22 protein-coding genes and 1 tRNA gene are annotated in these 15,848 nt (G+C 68.1%); 10 read left to right on the top strand and 13 right to left on the bottom strand.

Annotated elements, in window-relative coordinates:
* The first annotated feature begins 138 nt into the window (after window positions 1-138).
* From Q392_RS22470 to Q392_RS22505, 8 genes are all read left to right on the top strand, one after another.
* Window positions 139-390, top strand: coding sequence for a helix-turn-helix domain-containing protein (locus Q392_RS22470; RefSeq protein ID WP_038205525.1), 252 nt, complete (start codon window positions 139-141; stop codon window positions 388-390).
* A gap of 24 nt (window positions 391-414) precedes the next feature.
* A complete protein-coding gene (locus Q392_RS22475; RefSeq protein WP_038212766.1) occupies window positions 415-1,128 on the top strand; it encodes a hypothetical protein in 714 nt (237 codons plus the stop codon).
* A gap of 8 nt (window positions 1,129-1,136) precedes the next feature.
* Entirely contained in the window at window positions 1,137-1,760 is a 624-nt protein-coding gene (locus tag Q392_RS22480; protein WP_038212768.1) for a hypothetical protein, read from the top strand.
* A 70-nt stretch (window positions 1,761-1,830) separates the two neighbouring features.
* The gene (locus Q392_RS22485; protein WP_038212771.1) at window positions 1,831-2,790 is read left to right on the top strand and encodes a hypothetical protein; all 960 of its coding nucleotides are present in this window, start codon (window positions 1,831-1,833) and stop codon (window positions 2,788-2,790) included.
* A 30-nt stretch (window positions 2,791-2,820) separates the two neighbouring features.
* Window positions 2,821-3,552, top strand: a complete 732-nt coding sequence (locus tag Q392_RS22490) for a hypothetical protein (RefSeq protein ID WP_038212773.1) — start codon at window positions 2,821-2,823, stop codon at window positions 3,550-3,552.
* Window positions 3,549-4,325 (top strand): hypothetical protein, encoded by a 777-nt coding sequence (locus Q392_RS22495; RefSeq protein WP_038212776.1) that lies wholly within the window; start codon window positions 3,549-3,551, stop codon window positions 4,323-4,325. The genes Q392_RS22490 and Q392_RS22495 overlap by 4 nt, the downstream gene beginning before the upstream one ends.
* Window positions 4,322-4,582, top strand: coding sequence for a hypothetical protein (locus tag Q392_RS22500; RefSeq protein ID WP_038212787.1), 261 nt, complete (start codon window positions 4,322-4,324; stop codon window positions 4,580-4,582). The genes Q392_RS22495 and Q392_RS22500 overlap by 4 nt, the downstream gene beginning before the upstream one ends.
* Window positions 4,583-4,598: 16 nt before the next feature.
* A complete protein-coding gene (locus Q392_RS22505) occupies window positions 4,599-4,796 on the top strand; it encodes a hypothetical protein (RefSeq protein WP_038212789.1) in 198 nt (65 codons plus the stop codon).
* Window positions 4,797-4,808: 12 nt separating this feature from the next.
* Here the strand turns inward: Q392_RS22505 and Q392_RS32195 are convergent, their stop codons facing one another.
* Window positions 4,809-5,516 (bottom strand): uracil-DNA glycosylase family protein, encoded by a 708-nt coding sequence (locus Q392_RS32195; protein WP_084217341.1) that lies wholly within the window; start codon window positions 5,514-5,516, stop codon window positions 4,809-4,811.
* On the bottom strand, window positions 5,509-5,757 hold the full coding sequence (locus Q392_RS32980) for a hypothetical protein (RefSeq protein WP_157008152.1): 249 nt from the start codon (window positions 5,755-5,757) through the stop codon (window positions 5,509-5,511). Before Q392_RS32980 ends, Q392_RS32195 begins: the two co-directional genes overlap by 8 nt.
* Window positions 5,758-6,038: 281 nt before the next feature.
* Between Q392_RS32980 and Q392_RS22510 the strand changes: the two genes are divergently transcribed.
* Window positions 6,039-6,524: a toll/interleukin-1 receptor domain-containing protein gene (locus tag Q392_RS22510; RefSeq protein ID WP_245610782.1), complete on the top strand. Its 486-nt coding sequence runs from the start codon at window positions 6,039-6,041 to the stop codon at window positions 6,522-6,524.
* Window positions 6,525-6,827: 303 nt separating this feature from the next.
* Here the strand turns inward: Q392_RS22510 and Q392_RS31435 are convergent, their stop codons facing one another.
* Window positions 6,828-7,241, bottom strand: a complete 414-nt coding sequence (locus tag Q392_RS31435; RefSeq protein WP_051953869.1) for a hypothetical protein — start codon at window positions 7,239-7,241, stop codon at window positions 6,828-6,830.
* Window positions 7,242-7,324: 83 nt separating this feature from the next.
* Window positions 7,325-7,510 carry a hypothetical protein gene (locus tag Q392_RS22515; protein ID WP_038212795.1) on the bottom strand — a complete coding sequence of 62 codons (186 nt, stop codon included), beginning with the start codon at window positions 7,508-7,510 and terminating at the stop codon, window positions 7,325-7,327.
* Window positions 7,511-7,762: 252 nt separating this feature from the next.
* On the opposite strand from Q392_RS22515, the gene Q392_RS22520 reads away from it, so the two are divergent.
* A complete protein-coding gene (locus Q392_RS22520) occupies window positions 7,763-8,785 on the top strand; it encodes a ParA family protein (RefSeq protein ID WP_038212797.1) in 1,023 nt (340 codons plus the stop codon).
* Between the two features lie 314 nt (window positions 8,786-9,099).
* Here Q392_RS22520 and Q392_RS22525 read toward each other — a convergent pair whose 3' ends face one another.
* The 9 genes from Q392_RS22525 to Q392_RS22565 all read right to left on the bottom strand — a co-directional run bounded on the left by Q392_RS22525 (window position 9,100) and on the right by Q392_RS22565 (window position 15,823).
* Window positions 9,100-9,435, bottom strand: a complete 336-nt coding sequence (locus Q392_RS22525; protein ID WP_038212800.1) for a hypothetical protein — start codon at window positions 9,433-9,435, stop codon at window positions 9,100-9,102.
* 71 nt (window positions 9,436-9,506) lie between these two features.
* A complete protein-coding gene (locus Q392_RS22530) occupies window positions 9,507-9,917 on the bottom strand; it encodes a hypothetical protein (RefSeq protein ID WP_038212802.1) in 411 nt (136 codons plus the stop codon).
* A 111-nt stretch (window positions 9,918-10,028) separates the two neighbouring features.
* A complete protein-coding gene (locus Q392_RS22535; protein ID WP_038212805.1) occupies window positions 10,029-11,252 on the bottom strand; it encodes a tyrosine-type recombinase/integrase in 1,224 nt (407 codons plus the stop codon).
* Window positions 11,253-11,459: 207 nt separating this feature from the next.
* A tRNA-Pro gene (locus Q392_RS22540) sits at window positions 11,460-11,536 on the bottom strand.
* Between the two features lie 57 nt (window positions 11,537-11,593).
* Window positions 11,594-12,190: a murein hydrolase activator EnvC family protein gene (locus Q392_RS34135; protein WP_342665632.1), complete on the bottom strand. Its 597-nt coding sequence runs from the start codon at window positions 12,188-12,190 to the stop codon at window positions 11,594-11,596.
* Window positions 12,191-12,290: 100 nt separating this feature from the next.
* Complete coding sequence (locus Q392_RS22550) at window positions 12,291-14,069, bottom strand: ATP-binding cassette domain-containing protein (protein ID WP_038212812.1); 1,779 nt, start codon at window positions 14,067-14,069, stop codon at window positions 12,291-12,293.
* Window positions 14,069-14,539 (bottom strand): CreA family protein, encoded by a 471-nt coding sequence (locus Q392_RS22555; RefSeq protein ID WP_038212814.1) that lies wholly within the window; start codon window positions 14,537-14,539, stop codon window positions 14,069-14,071. Before Q392_RS22555 ends, Q392_RS22550 begins: the two co-directional genes overlap by 1 nt.
* 13 nt (window positions 14,540-14,552) lie before the next feature.
* Window positions 14,553-15,101, bottom strand: coding sequence for an NUDIX hydrolase (locus Q392_RS22560; RefSeq protein WP_038212815.1), 549 nt, complete (start codon window positions 15,099-15,101; stop codon window positions 14,553-14,555).
* A gap of 11 nt (window positions 15,102-15,112) precedes the next feature.
* The gene (locus Q392_RS22565; protein WP_038212817.1) at window positions 15,113-15,823 is read right to left on the bottom strand and encodes a fumarylacetoacetate hydrolase family protein; all 711 of its coding nucleotides are present in this window, start codon (window positions 15,821-15,823) and stop codon (window positions 15,113-15,115) included.
* Window positions 15,824-15,848 lie beyond the last annotated feature (25 nt).

A 15,848-nucleotide genomic window follows, 5' to 3' on the forward strand; every position in this document is an offset into this window, starting at 1 on the left:
GGATGTTCGCGCAGATCGAGCAGGCGGACGTGGTGGGCGCGAGTGCGGCGCAACTCGATCTTGGTGGAAAAAACGGGCAGGCTCAATCAGCCTGAGGCCGGGAAGATCAGGTTCATTCATCCACTCTCAGTCACCGCCATGACCCAGAAGATCACCACTCCGACGGCAAGCTCCCAGCGACTGCTGTCCGAAGCCGCCCTCGCGGATGAACTCGGGGTTCACCCCGACACGCTCGCCATGTGGCGCCGCGATGACGTGCGCCCCCGCCCGCGCCACCTCCAGATCGGCCGAGCGATCCGCTACCGCCGCGAGGACGTGGACGCCTTCCTCGCCGCCTGCGCGCAGGCGGCGGACCACGAACAGCCCAGCCCCGTCATCGAGACGGCCTGACCACACCACTCACAGAGGAACCAGATGATCTATCAATCTACTCCCGCAGCCGACGCCGCCATTGCGAACCTCGATGCAAACAAGGCCGCGACGGTCGCCGCTGTCGAAGTGCTGGCCGCGCGTCGCCGCGCGCTCGCGAAGGAAACGTCTCGCTCTCTCATCTTCGAGGCGCTGGATGCGCTTGCGGCCGACGGCATCACCCGCCCGACCACCGAGCAGGTGCTCGCCACGCTGGCCGGTCTCGCGACCGCCGCCGAGGCGCAGGGCGCTCATGCTGAGGCCGCACACGATGCGATGGTCGCCGCGAACCGTCGGCATGCCGCTGTCCTGGCTCCGGTTCGTGATGCGCTGGAAGTCCGCCTGAAGGAGCTTTCCCTCGAACTCGAAGGCGTGAACCGTAAGTTCACCTCGGCTTCCTTCGTCTGGTCGGAGGGCTCGCTGCGCCAGCAACTCATGCGCGTGAAGGGCCTGGACCCGCGCGCGCTGGAGGAGGCCGGCGTGGTGCTGCCGCCCGAGCCCTCGGAGGAGGACAAGGGCGAAAAGGTTGCGGCGCTCAAGGCTGAGATGGCCCGCCTGGGCGCCAAGATCGCGCGCATCGAGCCCATGGTCGCGCAGCGCGTGCTCGACCTCGACCGCCTGCAGCAGGTCACCGAGGCCGACGGCCACGAGACCATCCTGGCCGCCATCGACAAGGCGCGCATCGCCCTCGGCATGGTGCCGGCCGCCGCCGAGCTGTAAGCCGCCTGATGACCGTGACCCGCGTTCGCGTCAAGACGGCGGCATCCTCCGGCACCAGCCCGGCGGCCGAGCCGTCGCGGCGCGGGTCGAAGCCGGGCATCGCGCGCGGTCCCTACAAGCCCCGCGCGCTCAGGCGCCCCGAGCCCACGGCCGAGCAGTGGGAGCGCTGGTGTCGCGAGTGGTGGGGCGATGAGGACTACGACGCCGACAGGCACGTCTATGACCGTCGCACCCGACGGTTCGTATCGGTGCGAAGGTACCTGCCGCCGGAATCGCTTCTTTCCCCCGAAAACGTTCCTGACGACTGCGCCCCCAGCGGCTGGAAGACGTGCCGTGGCTGCCGCGTCGAGCTGGAGCTGTCCGCGTTCTCTACGAACGGCCGTGGGGGCTACCGGGCTCGCTGCAAGGATTGCCTGGCCGAGGCGGCCCGGGAGTATGGCCGCACGCCCGAGGGCAAGGCCGCGCGAGCCCGGTCGCAGATGAAGTACGAGGTTGCACTCCGGGCCGAGGAAGCCACGCGCGTTGCCCGTGAACGCTTCGCTGCGGAATGCCGGAAGACCGAGCGCGGACGCGCGCTGCTGGCTGCCTTGGAGGCGGCTTCGACCCCGCCAAAGCGGGCGAGCGGAAGCTAAGTTTGGCTAACCTTTTTCAGGAAATCATTGAAATGAACTATCAGTCAGGGCGTGGACCGGAGGGGCTGGGATGACGGGCGGCCGCATCAAGATTGGCAACACCGAGGCGGCACTACGCCGCGTCCAGGCGGCCGACCTCGCCAGCCGGCAGTCCGCCACCACGATCCTTTCGCCCGAGGCGGTCAGCGGCAAGGTGTCTCCGGCCCGCGTGCTGATGACCACCATCGACGGTGCGCCTCGCGTCATCACTGCGGACGACCTGCGCCGTTTCCGTGCCCGCATTGCCGAGGTCGGCAAGAACCTGCGCGTCGGCATCACGCCCCGCGAAGCCCTTTCGATGAGCCGCCCCATCGACCTGAAGCGCGCCCGCGACGAGATCAAGTTCGCGGTGCCGGTGTTCATGCGGGGAGACGTGCTGCGACTGGCGACCGATTCCGGGCCAGCCAGCAAGGTGTCCAGGCACATCTTCGAGGTGCAGCTACCTCAGTTCACGGCCGCCGTTGCACGTCCGGCCACAGCGCAGCAGGCCGCCGCGTGGCTGCTGTCTGAGACGCCGATCCGATTCAACTGCGACTGCGAGGCGCACACGTTCTGGCTGCGCTACCTCGCGAGTGTCGGTGGCTGGGCCTACGGGCGCCAGGAAACTGGCTTCCCGAAGATCAGGAACCCTCGGCTCGCAGGCTGCCTGTGCAAGCACGGTGTGCGCGCGGTGGACACCCTCAGCTCGCTGCTGATTCGCCGGCACGTGGCGAAGGCCATCGAACAGGCCCGCGCGGCGCTGGAACGCCCCGGCGTCCGCAAGACCGTGACGGTGCGCGCTACCCAGCAGGAGGCAGACCGCGCGACCGCGCGCAAGACGGCTCGCCGCATCGTGGTGCCGCCGCAGCAGCGCGCGGCCAAGCTGCCTCCGCCGGCCACCAGCCGGCAGATCGAGACCGCGATGACCAAGCTGCGCGGGCGGCCCGACAGCGCGGTGCTCCTCGCCGCCCTCGAACACATGCTCGCCGCCGTTCCGGGCGCGCGTCACTAGATCAACCCCTTCGCCTTTTGGCACACGACCATGACCATCGACACCCCGATCAACACCCCCGCCAATCGCGCGGGCGTCATCGCCGCCGACCTGTACGACCGCATCGCGCTCGACCGCGACGGCCAGCCGTTCCGGGACGACGATCCCGACACCTGGGACGAAGCGGAGGCCTCCGAACCGAAGATCGTCAGCCTCGGGCAGGTGCGCCTGCGCGTTCTGGAAGATCGCGACGCCGAGGCCATCGCCAAGGCGGCGGGCGCGATCACCGACGATGGCCCGCCGGTGTTCTGCCTGATCGCGGAGCTGGATCAATCGCCTGACGCGCCGGTGGTGCGCAGCATGCAGCAGATCGTGCTTGAGGCCGAGGGCGTGCCGATGATCTTCACCGTCTGGCTGACGGGCAACGACGTGCATGCGCCCCCGCCCGCCGAGTGGGGCTTTACGGCCGACGCGCACAAGAACGCCGAGCTGTCCGCGCTGCGCCCTGGTGAGGTGCTGCTGGTCATGGAATCGGTCGAGGTCCGCGAGGAAGTGCCCGAGGCGCGTCAGCAGGCCGTCGCGGCGCTGCAGGGCGTGGTGCTGCACATCATGAACCGCATGGGCGTCGGCGACACGCCCTTCGACGCCGAGGAGGCAACAGCCCTTCGGCTCGCCCTCGACGGCGACCTGCGCATGCCGACGCTGCAGCGTATTGCCGAGCGGGACGCGGAGCTGGCCGGCGCCCTTGCGCGCGTGGTGAAAGTCGTCGGAGCCACCGCGTGAACGGCGCGGCCCTGAACGGCGTGCAGCCCGCGCTCACCTCGAAGTGGGATGGCCTGAACGCGCACCTGCTCGCGCACTTCTTCGCCGTCAAGCGCCAGGAATCGGAGGACAAGCAGTCCTCCACCTGGGTGCGCGATCCCGATGGTCCGATGGTCATGGCACCCATCACCGAAGCGACCGCCGAGATCACCGCCAACTGGCAGTCCGCATTCGAGAACATCGGCCCGGACCAGAAGTTCTCGACCCTCTCGGCCATGCTGCAGACGGGGGCGCTCACGTCGGTGCTGCAAGCGATCCAGAAGCAGTTTCCGACCATCGAAAGCCTGGATCAGGTCAACGGGCGCGTCGCCTCGCTGGCAGGCCGCTCGAACCTCACCAAGCTCAACAGCATGCAGGTGTTCAACGGCATGCCGCCGATGAAGATCAACCTGACGGCCCACTTCCGGGCCTACGATGACGCGGCGGAGGAGGTGGAGAAGCCCATCGACCAGTTGATTCGTTGGGCGGTGCCGCAGGAAATCGCACCCGACGGCATCCTGGCCTCGTCCGCGCGTGGCGAGCCCTCCCTGTTCGCCAGCAAGACCCCGCAGATCATCGGCATGAGCTTCGCCAACCGGCTGCTGATGCCGCTGGTCATCGAGTCCATTCCCTATCCTCTGTCCGGTCCTCGCGGCTCCGACGGCTCCCTGGTGCAGGCGCAGATGCAGATGCAGATCGCGACGCTCACGGCCATCGACGCGAACGACTGGAACGCAACGCGAGTTCAGCGATGAGAGACGACACCGACGACTGGAGCCTGATGCTCCTTCCCGCCCCCAGCGCTCGCGCGCGTCGCGCGCAGGTGCCGGCAGCGCCCGCGCCTGCCGCCGAACCGCAGCCGGCGCCTCACGCTGCAGCGTGGCTGGACTCCGCGCGCGACCGCCTGGATGGGCTGCTGAACCCTGGTGGCAAGGCGGCCGTGCCGGTGAAACGCTTCTACCGCAACGGACGCGCCGACGGCTACATGCAGATCGTTCGTCGGCGCGGGTAGGCGCCGCATCGTAGGCGTGAGGGCGCCGGCCGCCAACGTGCCGCCTGCCACGCCGCCGACCGTATCGCCGACGCCCGCTGACGAGGTACCGAACCGGCTGAACACCGCCGGCGGCAGCGGGCCGGTGCAGGTGTCGATCAACGACCGGACCACGCAGGACGTGAGCAACCGCCGGATCGCGAACCTCGCCAGCAGCGGCATCTCGCCGGCCTGATGGTGTCGCTACTCACGAAGACGGCCCTGCGGGGCCGTTGCCGTCTCCGTACCTGCTTCGGGCAAGCCGCCGCAGATGTTCAACGGCCTGTTTCGCGACTTTGGGGTACTTGGTCGCATTGACATGCCAGAAGGAGGCGTGTGGGATGAGCAGTACACGTGGACCGCCAGGAGGCTGAAATGTTTCGCGCCCGGCGGCGTAGGTGGCATTCAGCGACTTGTAACCGCGCCAATGATCCGCGAGGGCAGGAAACAGAGCACGCCCAAACGTCAAGAGGGGCGGCGTTCCCATGAACACCACGGCATCGGGGCGGTGGCGGGAAATGAACCCATGGTGCCATTCTGCGCAGGCTTCGATGTAGGCCGGATCGCGCTTCCAATATCGAGCGAGGCCCAGCAGATCAGTCCTGCTCTTCCCCAAGCAGAGCACGGAATTCGTGAGAAAGCAGTCCCGTAAGGGGATCGCGGCATCGTTCAGGACGCCTCTCAGGTTGGCGATGGTGCGGTTTGATTCGGGCTCGCCGCCCATCGCGGTAAGGCTCTGCTGATACTCCAGCGGCCCGAAGTCAGTGCCGAAGATTAGGATGCGTTTACTGCCACCGGCATGACTGTGAAAGAAGCCGCCAGCGCCGGGGAAAAATCCGGGCAGCGACAGATGCGGCTCGAAGTCGGTAGTGAAGTAGTCGTTCGGCGCGCACTGGGGGCGCTCGGTATCAGGCATCGCAAAGTGCTCCTGCGCTCATTCTGCATGTGGGATTGCAGTGCGGACGGCCCTCGCCGCGCTCGACCGCTTCGATGAGCGATGCGGCGCCCTGGTGCAGCACCTTGGCGGCTGCAGCCACGGTACGGGTGCTGACGTTGAGGAGTGCGGCTGCGTCGGCCTGCGAGACTTGAGGGGTCTGCAAATTTGCAGAGGGCACATGCTGATTGCCGGCAAACTGCCCTGCGCCGATGTTCGCCAACTTCGCCGCCACTGAACTAGTGTCGCATTTGGTAACGAATCGCTATCATCTGGCGCATGGCTCAATGCACAGCACCGGTACGTGGGCATAGGTCGTCTGCGGCAGCAGAGGCGTGCCCTGCATGCAATTCCCGCTATGGCTACCGTCGCAGTTACGGTTATGGCTACGGCGACGGGTCTTCCTACTCTGGCGGCGGGAACAGCTACAGCAGCCTCGGTGGTGGCAGGTCCAGCGGGGGCGGTAGTTCAAAGGCGCGCTGGTCGCGCCCAGGTTCTTCGACGTTGTACACGCCCGCTCAGTTGGCATCCCTCACTCCGGTCCGCGCAGAAATCGAGGTGCGGGCGGAACGGCCAGACCTTCGCGATTGCTTCCTCTGCCACGCGTGGGATGACAGGCAGGGGCCAGCTAGAGAACTGCACGATTTGCTTGAGGAGGCCGGCGTCAAGGTTTGGTTCAGCGAGAAAGACCTCGGCCTGGGTGTGCCGATGATGCGCGCCATCGACAAGGGCTTGGCGAACTCGAAAATCGGGCTGGTGCTGGTGACCCCCGCGCTATTGAAGCGGCTACCTGATGAGGGTGTCGCCGACAAGGAGCTTTCGGCTCTGTTGCAGGGCAACCGGCTCGTGCCCATAGTCCACGGCACGACATACAACGCCCTCCGCGATGTGAGCCCGATGCTTGCTTCGCGGAGCGGGTTGGACACTTCAGAGGATTCGATGGCGGTGGTCGCGAAGAAGATTGCCGAGCTGGTTGACATCTGGCGCTAGCAAACAGGTTTTGAGATCGAGTGCCTCGTGACCGCTGCCATCGGAATCACGACCGCAGGCGCGCCGCTGCCCCCTTGATCCAACGAAGCGGCCGAGGCCGAGGGCCTGCGCCGTCACGCTCTATAGCGCTCCCGAAGCGGCACGGCCCCCACGCGGCGGGCCTGATGCTCAGCTTGAGCATGGCATGGCGATGAGAACGTACTCCGTCTTCGCCCAAGCGCGTTCCACGGCCCGAGGCGTGCTCATGCCGCGCGCAGGCGGCTCGTGTAGGTGTTGTCGCCCTCGACCGCCTCACCGGTCGCCCTAGCCCGGCGCTCGGCGAGGCGCTGGGTGTGGATCAGGTCGCGCCGGCATGGCCGCCAGCAGTTCAGCGTAGTCCCTCAGCACCCCGCGCGGCAAGTGCCAGTCGTCGGCATCGAGGCCCAGGCCCTGGTGCTCGCCCAGTTCGATCAGCACGTCGAGCGCGCGGCCGCATTCCTGACCGGGGTCCGTGAAGATGCCCAGCTCAACGCCCATCGCCAGCACGCGCAGGGCGTCGCCTACGTCCTGCCATGCCGCTATCGTCGGCCGGTCGAGTAGGGCGTCCAGGCCCGCGCGCATGACGCGCAGGTGCGGCTCAAGGCGCGCCACCGGCAGCGGGTGCACTGGGTCTGCCAGCAGCTCGTCGAGCGCGATGAACGCAAACGGGGCGACGGGGCAGGGGCTGCGCTTGGTCATAGCTCTATGCCGCCGCCCGCAGTGCCTTGATGAGGTCGCGCGTGGTGATGGCGCCGATGGGACGGTCCAGGCTGCGGCCGGTCTCACCCCTGCCTGCTGCCGTAGTAGGGCGCCAGAAAGCGCTCGCCGAAGCGCTTGCCGCCCGCCTGGATGCGCGCCAGCGTCCGTGCTGACCGTCCAGAGCGCTCGATGGGCGCCCACGGACCGGCACCGAAGTCGATGATGCTGGCCGCCGGCTGGTACGGCCGCGCCTGCAGATCGATCCCCACAGGATGCCTGCTGCGGGTGCCAGGGCGCCTGCGGCGGCGGACGAAAGGAGGGCGTCCAACTTCCTGGCCGCGTACGCACGCGAGGTGGATATCTGGCGGGATATCGACGGTGCACGCTGCCCGCCGCGCCGCAGGAGCGAGCGGCCGCTCGAAGGGTACTGAAAATTCGACACATCTGGACGAGAAAACGTCCAAAATGGACGATACAATGTCCAAATTGTTCGATCAAAGGGCCGATAAGGACTGATTGTTATGGAAATGAAGTACGCTTTCTGGAACAACAAGGGCGGGACCGGCAAGACTAGCCTGTCGTTCCAAGCGATCACGCGCTATGCGTTCGATCACCCGAATGCCCGCATCCTCGTCATCGATGTGTGTCCGCAGGCCAACCTGTCCGAACTCATGTTGGGCGGCCTGAGCAATCAGGGTAGCGCGAAGCTTCTGCAGAGACAGGGCCTCACGCCGCGCTGCAGCATCGGAGGGTACTTCCAGTTGCGGCTGCCTGCACCGTATTCGCCGCCTCCCTTCAACGCCAAGGACTTCATCACGAAGCCCTCGCAGTACAACGCCGGCATCCGTCCCAATATCGACTTGGTGTGTGGCGATCCCCTGTTGGAACTGCAGTCGAACGCGGTCAACACGCTCGCAAATAACCAGATTCCTGGCACTAGCCCCTGGATCGCAGTTGTCGATTGGATCAGCGACTTCTTGGCGCAAGTGGAGGACGACTACGACGTGGTGTTCTTCGACTGCAACCCTAGCTTCTCGCTGTACACCCAAATCGCGCTCGCGGCGTCGGATCGAATTGTGCTGCCGGTGATGGCTGACGATTCGTCGCGGCGCGCCATCCAGAACGCCTTCTCGCTCATGTACGGGCTCAAGCTGCCGTCGGATATCTACTCGGCGTTCTCGTTCGCGACCAAGCTTCGGGATGCGGGCAGACCCTTGCCCAAGGTGCATCTGATCGTCAAGAACCGGCTGACGCAGTACATGGGCGCGGCGTCGGCCTATGCCGCTGTTTTGGAGGCTATCGAAGGCGATGTGGAAGTGCTGCTTCAGACGCACCCGGACATCTTCACCTTCGCGAACGTGGAAGATGGGTTTGTGGAAGTGCGTGACTTCCAGACGACGGGAGTGGTTGCTTTCGCAAAGGGAAAGCCGTTCTTGGAAGTTTCCGTTGGGAAGCAAGCCATCAATGGCCATCGGGTCCAAGTCAAGGAGGACTATCTGCTCAACGCGATCAGCGCCATCAAGGGCCTGGTGGACCGGCTGTAGCTCGCCCCGGCAGCCCCATCCAGGCTGGCCCGTGGATGGTAGGCCAGAGCATCTGCATCGCCATCGGCCGCGCTATTGTCGCGGCCCGCTTCGGGCGCGAAGTACCCGGCCCCCTTTCCCCCCGGGGTGCGGCCCTGGGCGTCTTTCCATTGCCAGCACGCAAGCCGATGCTGTAGTACTTGAGCAGGAAGGCGCGAACCTCAGCGAAGTGGGTGCCTTGTGCGTTGGCTGTGTGCGCGGACTCGTCGGACGCCTGCGCCGTGCTGGCGGCGCGGCACACTTCCAGGCATAGGCGGTCGAGGCCACGGCGCCGTCTATTGATCCTCGTCGTCGTCCAGGCCGGCCCTGAAGTGGTCGCGTAGCTCCCCCAGCGTTCCCTCGCTGGCGGCACGGCATACCTCGCGAGTGAGGCACGCATAGCCGGCCGAGGCCACGGCGATGGTGTAGACGTGGCAGGCGCGCTCGAACACCGCCTCCATGGCCGTCCCGGGCAACGCGCGCGGAAAGATCGCCAGGAGCTTGTCGGCGATGGCTGCGTCCACCAAGTTCATTCGGCGGTCGATGATCGCCTGCAGGTAGGCGCGGTCAACCTCTTGCTGCGCATGCGCGAGGGCGCGTTCGGCCGAAGGATCGAGGGGCTGGTCGGGCATGGCGCGAGGGTAGCGGATCGGGCACAAAAAAGCCCGCGCGGGGCGGGCTGGCGGTGAGCAGAGAACGAAGGTCAGGCGGTCACGCGGCGGGCTGCCGCAACGTAAGCCAGGATCATCGACGTGAGGTTCTCGCTGATGGCCTCGGTCATGCCGATCGCCGCGCGCACGGCCGAGACGGCGAGGCGGGCGGCGCTTTCTTCCTTGCCCGGAGCGACCCTGTCGATTTCGGCTCGCAGCCCCAGCGCCGAGGCGCGCAGCAGGCCGGCGAACTGCTGATAGTCGCAGATCATTTCCTGCATGGCGTCGTCGTCTCGGGCTTCGTCGAGGCGCTGTGCGAGGGACTTTGCGGCCGTGCTTAGGGCGTAGGGGGTGCAGCTCAGCTCGTCATTGACGTAGTCGGTCAGGACATCGCCGGCGTGGTCCAGGGTGTCTGCGAGTTCTGCGGCCAGGGCGCGAGCCTTCTTAAAATAGGTGCTGTTCACTGTCTTTCTCCTTGAGGTAGGTGGTGATCCGGCTGCCCGGTCGGGTGGAACTGGTTGGGCGGCCGTCTTCGATGCTCCCGCTTTGGGCGGCGCAGGAGCGAGCCGGTTTTCTCATTGGTCCGTGGACTCGTCGCGCAGCGTGTCCAAGTAGTCCGCCCAGCGCTGCATCATCTCGACGCGTTGCTTGAGGTACTGCGTTCGGTTGTAGGCCCGGCCGTTGGCGTCCTTCACGACGTGCGCCAACTGGGCCTCGATGTACAGGGGCTCCACTTCAAGCTGCTCGGCCAGCAGCGTGCGCGCGCTGGCGCGGAACCCGTGCACGCTCTGCGCCGTGGGGCCGTAGCCGAGAGTCGCCAGGGCCGCGCGCAGGGTGTTGTCGCTGATCGGCCGTTCGTGGTCGCGCTCGCCGGGAAAGCATAGGGTTCCGCCGCCGGTCAACGGCTGCAGCTTGCGCAGGATGGCAACGGCCTGGGTCGGGAGAGGAACCACGTGCGGGTCGCCGTCGCGCTTGTTCTCGACGCTGCGCTTCATGCGTGCGCTCGGGATCGTCCACAGGGCGGCATCGAGGTTGAGTTCGGCCCAGGCCATGCCACGCAGTTCCCCGGGGCGCTGGAACAGGATGGGCGCAAGATGTAGGGCGGTGCGCACGATGGGACCGCCTTGGTAGGACTGGATCGCGCGGAGGAGGGCTCCGAACGCCTTGGGCTCGATGATGGCTGCGAAGTGGCGGCCCTTGTGCGGCGTCAGCGCTCCCTTGAGGTCGGCCGTCGCGTCGCGAGGAACCCGGCCGGTTGCGACCCCGTAGCGCCAGACGGCCCGAGCGGTCGTGAGCACCCGGTGCGCTACATCGAGGGCGCCGCGCTCCTCAACTCGCCGCAGCACGGCCAGGAGTTCCACAGGCTCCACGTCGGCCACTCGGCGCGTGCCGATGAACGGATAGAGGTCTTTTTCGAGGTTGCGCCGCTCGCGGATCGCGTAGTGGCTGCTCCAGCGGCCGGAGTTCTTGGCGAACCACTCCTCGGCGACGGCCCGGAACGTGTCACCCTCGGCTACGGTGGCGCGCAGCTTCGCCACCTTCCGAGCCTGGACCAGATTCACGCCGTTGCAGCGGTCCCGCTTCGCGGCATCGCGCGCCAGCCGAGCGGCCTTGAGCGAGACGGAGGGGTAGCTGCCGAGCGCGAAGCGGCCTTCCTTGCCGTCGCTGTAGGTCTTCCAGAACCACCGCTTGGAGCCGGCCGGGCTGACTTCCAGATACAGGCCGCCAGCGTCGGTCAGGCGCAGCCGCTTCCTGTCAGGCGGGCACGTGGCGTTCTTGCATTGGACTTCGGTCAGCATGGGCATCCTCTAACCGGGGGGATGGGGGGCAACCGGGGAACGTGATCCCCGGTTTCGGCTGTTACCCCGGTCTGTGCCCCGAAGTGTTCCCCGGGATGGCGCCGGCAGTCAATGAACCGCAGTGGACGTTCCTGGCCGCTTTCCCAGGCATTTCCCAATGAAAAAGGGCGTCCGGTGGATGAAACCGGACGCCCTTGGACGCTGTGTTGGTCGGTGTGAAAGGATTCGAACCTTCGACCCCTTGCACCCCATGCAAGTGCGCTACCAGGCTGCGCCACACACCGAAGCCGACCATTATAGCCTGCGAAATGACCGGCTTCTTCGCGCGGCGACCCGACGGGTCAGCGGGCGCGTCCGTCCAGGTAGGGCTGCGGGTCCACCGCCACGCCCTGCTTGCGGATCTCGAAGTGCAGCTTCACCCGATCGGTGCCGCTCTTGCCCATCTCGGCGATCTGCTGGCCGCGGCGCACGAGGTCCTTTTCCTTGACGAGGATCTTCTGGTTGTGGGCGTAGGCCGTGATGTAGGTCTCGCTGTGCTTGACGATCACCATGTTGCCGTAGCCGCGCAACTGGCTGCCGACGAAGACGACGCGGCCGTCGGCCGCGGCAAGGACGGGGTCGCCCGCGCTGCCGGCGAAATCGATGCCCTTGTTGCGCTTGCCGTCGAAGCGGCCGACGACGGTGCCCTCGGCCGGCCGCGCGAAGAGCGCCGGCGGGGCCGGCGGCGCGGGTGCCGGCGCTGCCGACGTGGACGGGGAGGGCGCCGGTGCGGGTTGCGTCGGCTGCGGCCCCGGGGCGGGCGGGGCGGTGGTGCAGGCGGCCAGGCCCAGGGCGGCTGCCGTCAGCATCAGCCAGGCGGCGTGCCTTGCGGCGCCGGCGCGGGCCAGGGAAGGGGCAGGTGAGAGGGGAGCGGTCGTCGTTTCGGAAAGGACTTGCATGGGCATCTTTGAGCGCGGATGGCCGCGCGGGTTCGCCCCGGCGGCCGCGAAGGCGAACGCGCATCCTAGCGGCAGCCGGAGGGCAGGCCTTGGCGCGCGGTCAGGCGGCGTGCGGGCGCACGGCCTCGGCCAGGTGCGGATGCCGGGCGAGCACCTCGTCGCGCGGGCCGCTGTCGGCCACGCGGCCGGCTTCCATGATGACCACCGTGTCGAAGCGCGCGAGCAGACCGAGGCGGTGCACGGAGGCGACCAGGCAGGCCTGCGGGAAGGCCTCGGCCATGCGCTCGATCACGCGCGCCTCGGTGGCCGGGTCGAGCGCGCTGGTGGGTTCGTCCAGCAGCAGCAGCGAGCTGCCCCGTGCCGCCAGCGCGCCGCGCGCCAGGGCCAGTCGCTGGCGCTGGCCGCCGGAGAGGTTGAAGCCGCGCTCGGTCAGCGCACTGGCCAGGCCGTCGGGCAGGCGCGCGAGCACGTCGTCGAAGGCACTGGCGTGCAGGGCGGCCTGCACGTCGCCCGCGTCGCAGGGCTCGCCGAAGTCGAGGTTCTCCTGCACGCTGGCCTCGAAGACCTCGGCCTCCTGCGGGATGAGGGTGGCGATGCGGCGCAGCGCTTCCCACGGGCGGGCCTCGCCGTCCAGCCGCAGCGTGCCCTGCTGCGGGACGTACAGGCCGGCCAGCGCGCGCAGCAGCGTGCTCTTGCCGCCGCCGCTGGGGCCGATGAGCGCCACGTGCGCGCCGCGGCGCAGGTCGAGGTGCAGGTCGTGCAGGCCGCCGCCGCGGCTGCTGTCGGCATAACCCCAGTTCACGCCCTCCAGGCGCAAGGTGCGCCAGCCGGCCTGCGGATCGACCGCGGGCACCGGCGCGGCCGGGTCGCCGGGCGTGGCCCACAGCGGCTCGGCGCTGCCGTAGTCGGTGTGCATGCGGGCGAAGTTCTGGAAGTTGGCCGCCATCGAGCTGACCACCGACGCCGCCTGCTGCGCGTACTGGTAGATCATGAAGACGGTGCCCAGCATCACGGCGGCCGCGCCGCCGCCGGCGCGCGTGGCCTGCCACACGTAGATCACCACCAGCACCCAGGTCAGGCCCAGGCCCAGCAGGTCGACGGCGAACCACTTGCCCTCGTTGACGACGGCCGAGCGCTTCAGCGGCGCCGACACCGCCGCCATGCGCCGCCCGAGCAGCCGCCGCGAGGCCGCCTGCAGCCGCAGGCCGATCACCGTGGAGGCGTTGCCGACGAAGTCCAGCAGCGCCGCCGCGTAGCGCCGGTCGGCATCGTTCTCCTGGCGCGCCAGCACCATCAGTGCGCGGTCGAAGCGCAGGATCACCAGCGCGATCAGCACGTAGCCCACCAGCGCGATCAGCCCGCTGGTGCGCGACAGCAGCGCGAGCGCCACCAGCGGGCCGACGAAGCTGAGCGCGCTCTGCACGTAGACGAACTGGTTCTGCGCGAAGTCCGACAGCGCGCGGCTGGCCTGGTGGATGCGGTGCTGCAGTTCGCCGGAGTGGTGGCCGTCGCGCCAGGCGAGCGGGGCGGCGGTGATGCGCGCGTAGAGCAGGTCGGCCAGGCGCTCGCGCACGTGCACGCCGACGTTGCGCTCCAGCACGCGCCCCGGGCCGTGCAGCAGCCACGACAGCAGGTACACGCCCATCAGCGCCGCGATCCAGCGGCCGGCGCCGCCGATCTGGCCGCGCTGCAGCGCGTTGATGGCCTGGCCGGCGAGCCAGGGCAAGGTCAGCCGCACGAGCTGCGAGCCGCCCAGCAGCGCTGCGGCGCCCAGCAGCGCGCCGCGCACGCCCTCGGCGTGGCGCCACAGCGCCCGGTACATCGCCAGCACCGCGTTGGCGCTGGAAGGGGAGGATGCTCCGGCAGTGGCCGAGTCCATCACTTGACGGGGATCGGCGTCGCGCGATCCACCGGCACGGCCGTCACCGCGTTCTGCGGCGAGCCGTCGATGAGCTTGTCGGAATAGGTCAGGTAGATCAGCGTGTTGCGCTTCGCGTCGACCATGCGCACCACGCGCAGGCGCTTGAAGAGGATGGACTGGCGCTCGGCATACACCTCCTCGCGTTGCGGCAGCGGCCGGGCGATGCGGATCGGGCCGACCTGGCGGCAGGCGATGGACGCTTCGGCCTTGTCCTCCGCCAGCCCGAGCGCGCCGGAGATGCCGCCGGTGCGCGCCCGCGAGACGTAGCAGGTCACGCCCTCCACCTGCGGGTCGTCGTAGGCCTCGACCACGACCTTGTGGTCCGGGCCGATCAGCTTGAAGGCGGTGTCGACCTCGCCCACGGGTTCTGCGGCGCCGCCGCAGGCCGTGACGCACAGGCCGAGGAGCAGGGCGAGGCGCTTGTCCATGGCCGCCGGCGCGCTACTGGATGTCGACCGAGTGCACGCCGAAGCTGCCCCGGCGCCGGTCCTCGAAGAAGCGCACCAGCGCCTCGCGCACGGTGCGGAAGGCGATCTCGTCCCAGGGGATCTCCTCCTCCGTGAACAGGCGTGCCTCGATCGTCTCGTGGCCCGGCGCGAAGATGTCGGACAGCAGCCGCGCGCGGTAGAACAGGTGGACCTGCCCGACGCGCACCACGTTCATCACCGCGAACAGCTCGCCGATCTCGTACTGGGCGCCGGCTTCCTCGTCGGTCTCGCGCGCAGCGCCCTCAGCGGTGGTTTCGCCCAGCTCCATGAAGCCGGCCGGCAGCGTCCACTTGCCCCAGCGCGGCTCGATGTTGCGCTTGCACAGCAGCACCTTGTCGCCCAGCACGGGGATGGTGCCCACCACGTTGAGCGGGTTCTCGTAGTGGATGGTGCCGCAGGCCGGGCAGACGGCGCGCTGCTTGATGTCGCCGTCGTCCGGCACGCGGTAGACGACGGCGGTGCCGCAGTTCTTGCAGTGCTTGATCGGGACGTAGTTGAACATGGGCCGGCGCGTCAGGCGGCAGCGGCGACCTGCACGGTCAGCGTCGGCAGGCCGGCTACGCCGCCTTCCATCGTGTCGCCGGCCACCACCGCGGCCACGCCCTCGGGCGTGCCGGTGTAGATCAGGTCGCCGGGCTGCAGCTCCCAGGCGGCCGACAGGTGTTCGATGGTTTCGCCGATGTTCCAGATCAGTTTGCCCACGTCGCTCTTCTGGCGGTCGGCGCCGTTGACCTTCAGCCAGATCGCCGCATGCTCGATGTCGCCGGCTTCGGCCGCGGGCACGATCGGGCCGATGGGCGCGCTCTGCTCGAAGCTCTTGCCGATGTCCCAGGGGCGGCCCTGCTTCTTCATGTCGTTCTGCAGGTCGCGGCGCGTCATGTCCAGGCCCACCGCATAGCCGAAGATGTGCTTGTGCGCGTCGGCCGCCTTGATGTTCCGGCCGCCGGTGCCGATGGCGACCACCAGCTCGATCTCGTGGTGCAGGTTCCTGGTGAGGCTGGGATAGGCGATGCGGCCGGTCTGCCCGGCCTCGACCGCCACCACCGCGTCGGCCGGCTTCATGAAGAAGAAGGGCGGCTCGCGGCCGGTGAAGCCCATCTCCTTGGCGTGCTCCTCGTAGTTGCGGCCCACGCAGTAGATGCGGTGGACGGGAAAGCGCGCCGCACTGCCCGCGACGGGGACCGACACCACCGGTGCCGGGCTGAAGACGTGGTCGGATGCCATGGGGAGAAGAAAGGTTTGGATGAAG

It is taken from the genome of Xenophilus azovorans DSM 13620, from assembly GCF_000745855.1.
GTDB lineage: Bacteria > Pseudomonadota > Gammaproteobacteria > Burkholderiales > Burkholderiaceae_C > Xenophilus > Xenophilus azovorans.

What these genes read in the sequence shown, in the direction of transcription:
- Q392_RS31435 (WP_051953869.1), bottom strand. Translation starts at nt 7,241, where the DNA reads ATGACCAAGCGCAGCCCCTGCCCCGTCGCCCCGTTTGCGTTCATCGCG.
- Q392_RS22525 (WP_038212800.1), bottom strand. Translation starts at nt 9,435, where the DNA reads ATGCCCGACCAGCCCCTCGATCCTTCGGCCGAACGCGCCCTCGCGCAT.
- Q392_RS34135 (WP_342665632.1), bottom strand. Translation starts at nt 12,190, where the DNA reads ATGCAAGTCCTTTCCGAAACGACGACCGCTCCCCTCTCACCTGCCCCT.
- Q392_RS22490 (WP_038212773.1), top strand. Translation starts at nt 2,821, where the DNA reads ATGACCATCGACACCCCGATCAACACCCCCGCCAATCGCGCGGGCGTC.
- Q392_RS22485 (WP_038212771.1), top strand. Translation starts at nt 1,831, where the DNA reads ATGACGGGCGGCCGCATCAAGATTGGCAACACCGAGGCGGCACTACGC.
- Q392_RS22535 (WP_038212805.1), bottom strand. Translation starts at nt 11,252, where the DNA reads ATGCTGACCGAAGTCCAATGCAAGAACGCCACGTGCCCGCCTGACAGG.
- Q392_RS22560 (WP_038212815.1), bottom strand. Translation starts at nt 15,101, where the DNA reads ATGTTCAACTACGTCCCGATCAAGCACTGCAAGAACTGCGGCACCGCC.
- Q392_RS22480 (WP_038212768.1), top strand. Translation starts at nt 1,137, where the DNA reads ATGACCGTGACCCGCGTTCGCGTCAAGACGGCGGCATCCTCCGGCACC.
- Q392_RS22565 (WP_038212817.1), bottom strand. Translation starts at nt 15,823, where the DNA reads ATGGCATCCGACCACGTCTTCAGCCCGGCACCGGTGGTGTCGGTCCCC.
- Q392_RS22550 (WP_038212812.1), bottom strand. Translation starts at nt 14,069, where the DNA reads ATGGACTCGGCCACTGCCGGAGCATCCTCCCCTTCCAGCGCCAACGCG.
- Q392_RS22500 (WP_038212787.1), top strand. Translation starts at nt 4,322, where the DNA reads ATGAGAGACGACACCGACGACTGGAGCCTGATGCTCCTTCCCGCCCCC.
- Q392_RS22475 (WP_038212766.1), top strand. Translation starts at nt 415, where the DNA reads ATGATCTATCAATCTACTCCCGCAGCCGACGCCGCCATTGCGAACCTC.
- Q392_RS32195 (WP_084217341.1), bottom strand. Translation starts at nt 5,516, where the DNA reads ATGCCTGATACCGAGCGCCCCCAGTGCGCGCCGAACGACTACTTCACT.
- Q392_RS22520 (WP_038212797.1), top strand. Translation starts at nt 7,763, where the DNA reads ATGGAAATGAAGTACGCTTTCTGGAACAACAAGGGCGGGACCGGCAAG.
- Q392_RS22470 (WP_038205525.1), top strand. Translation starts at nt 139, where the DNA reads ATGACCCAGAAGATCACCACTCCGACGGCAAGCTCCCAGCGACTGCTG.
- Q392_RS22555 (WP_038212814.1), bottom strand. Translation starts at nt 14,539, where the DNA reads ATGGACAAGCGCCTCGCCCTGCTCCTCGGCCTGTGCGTCACGGCCTGC.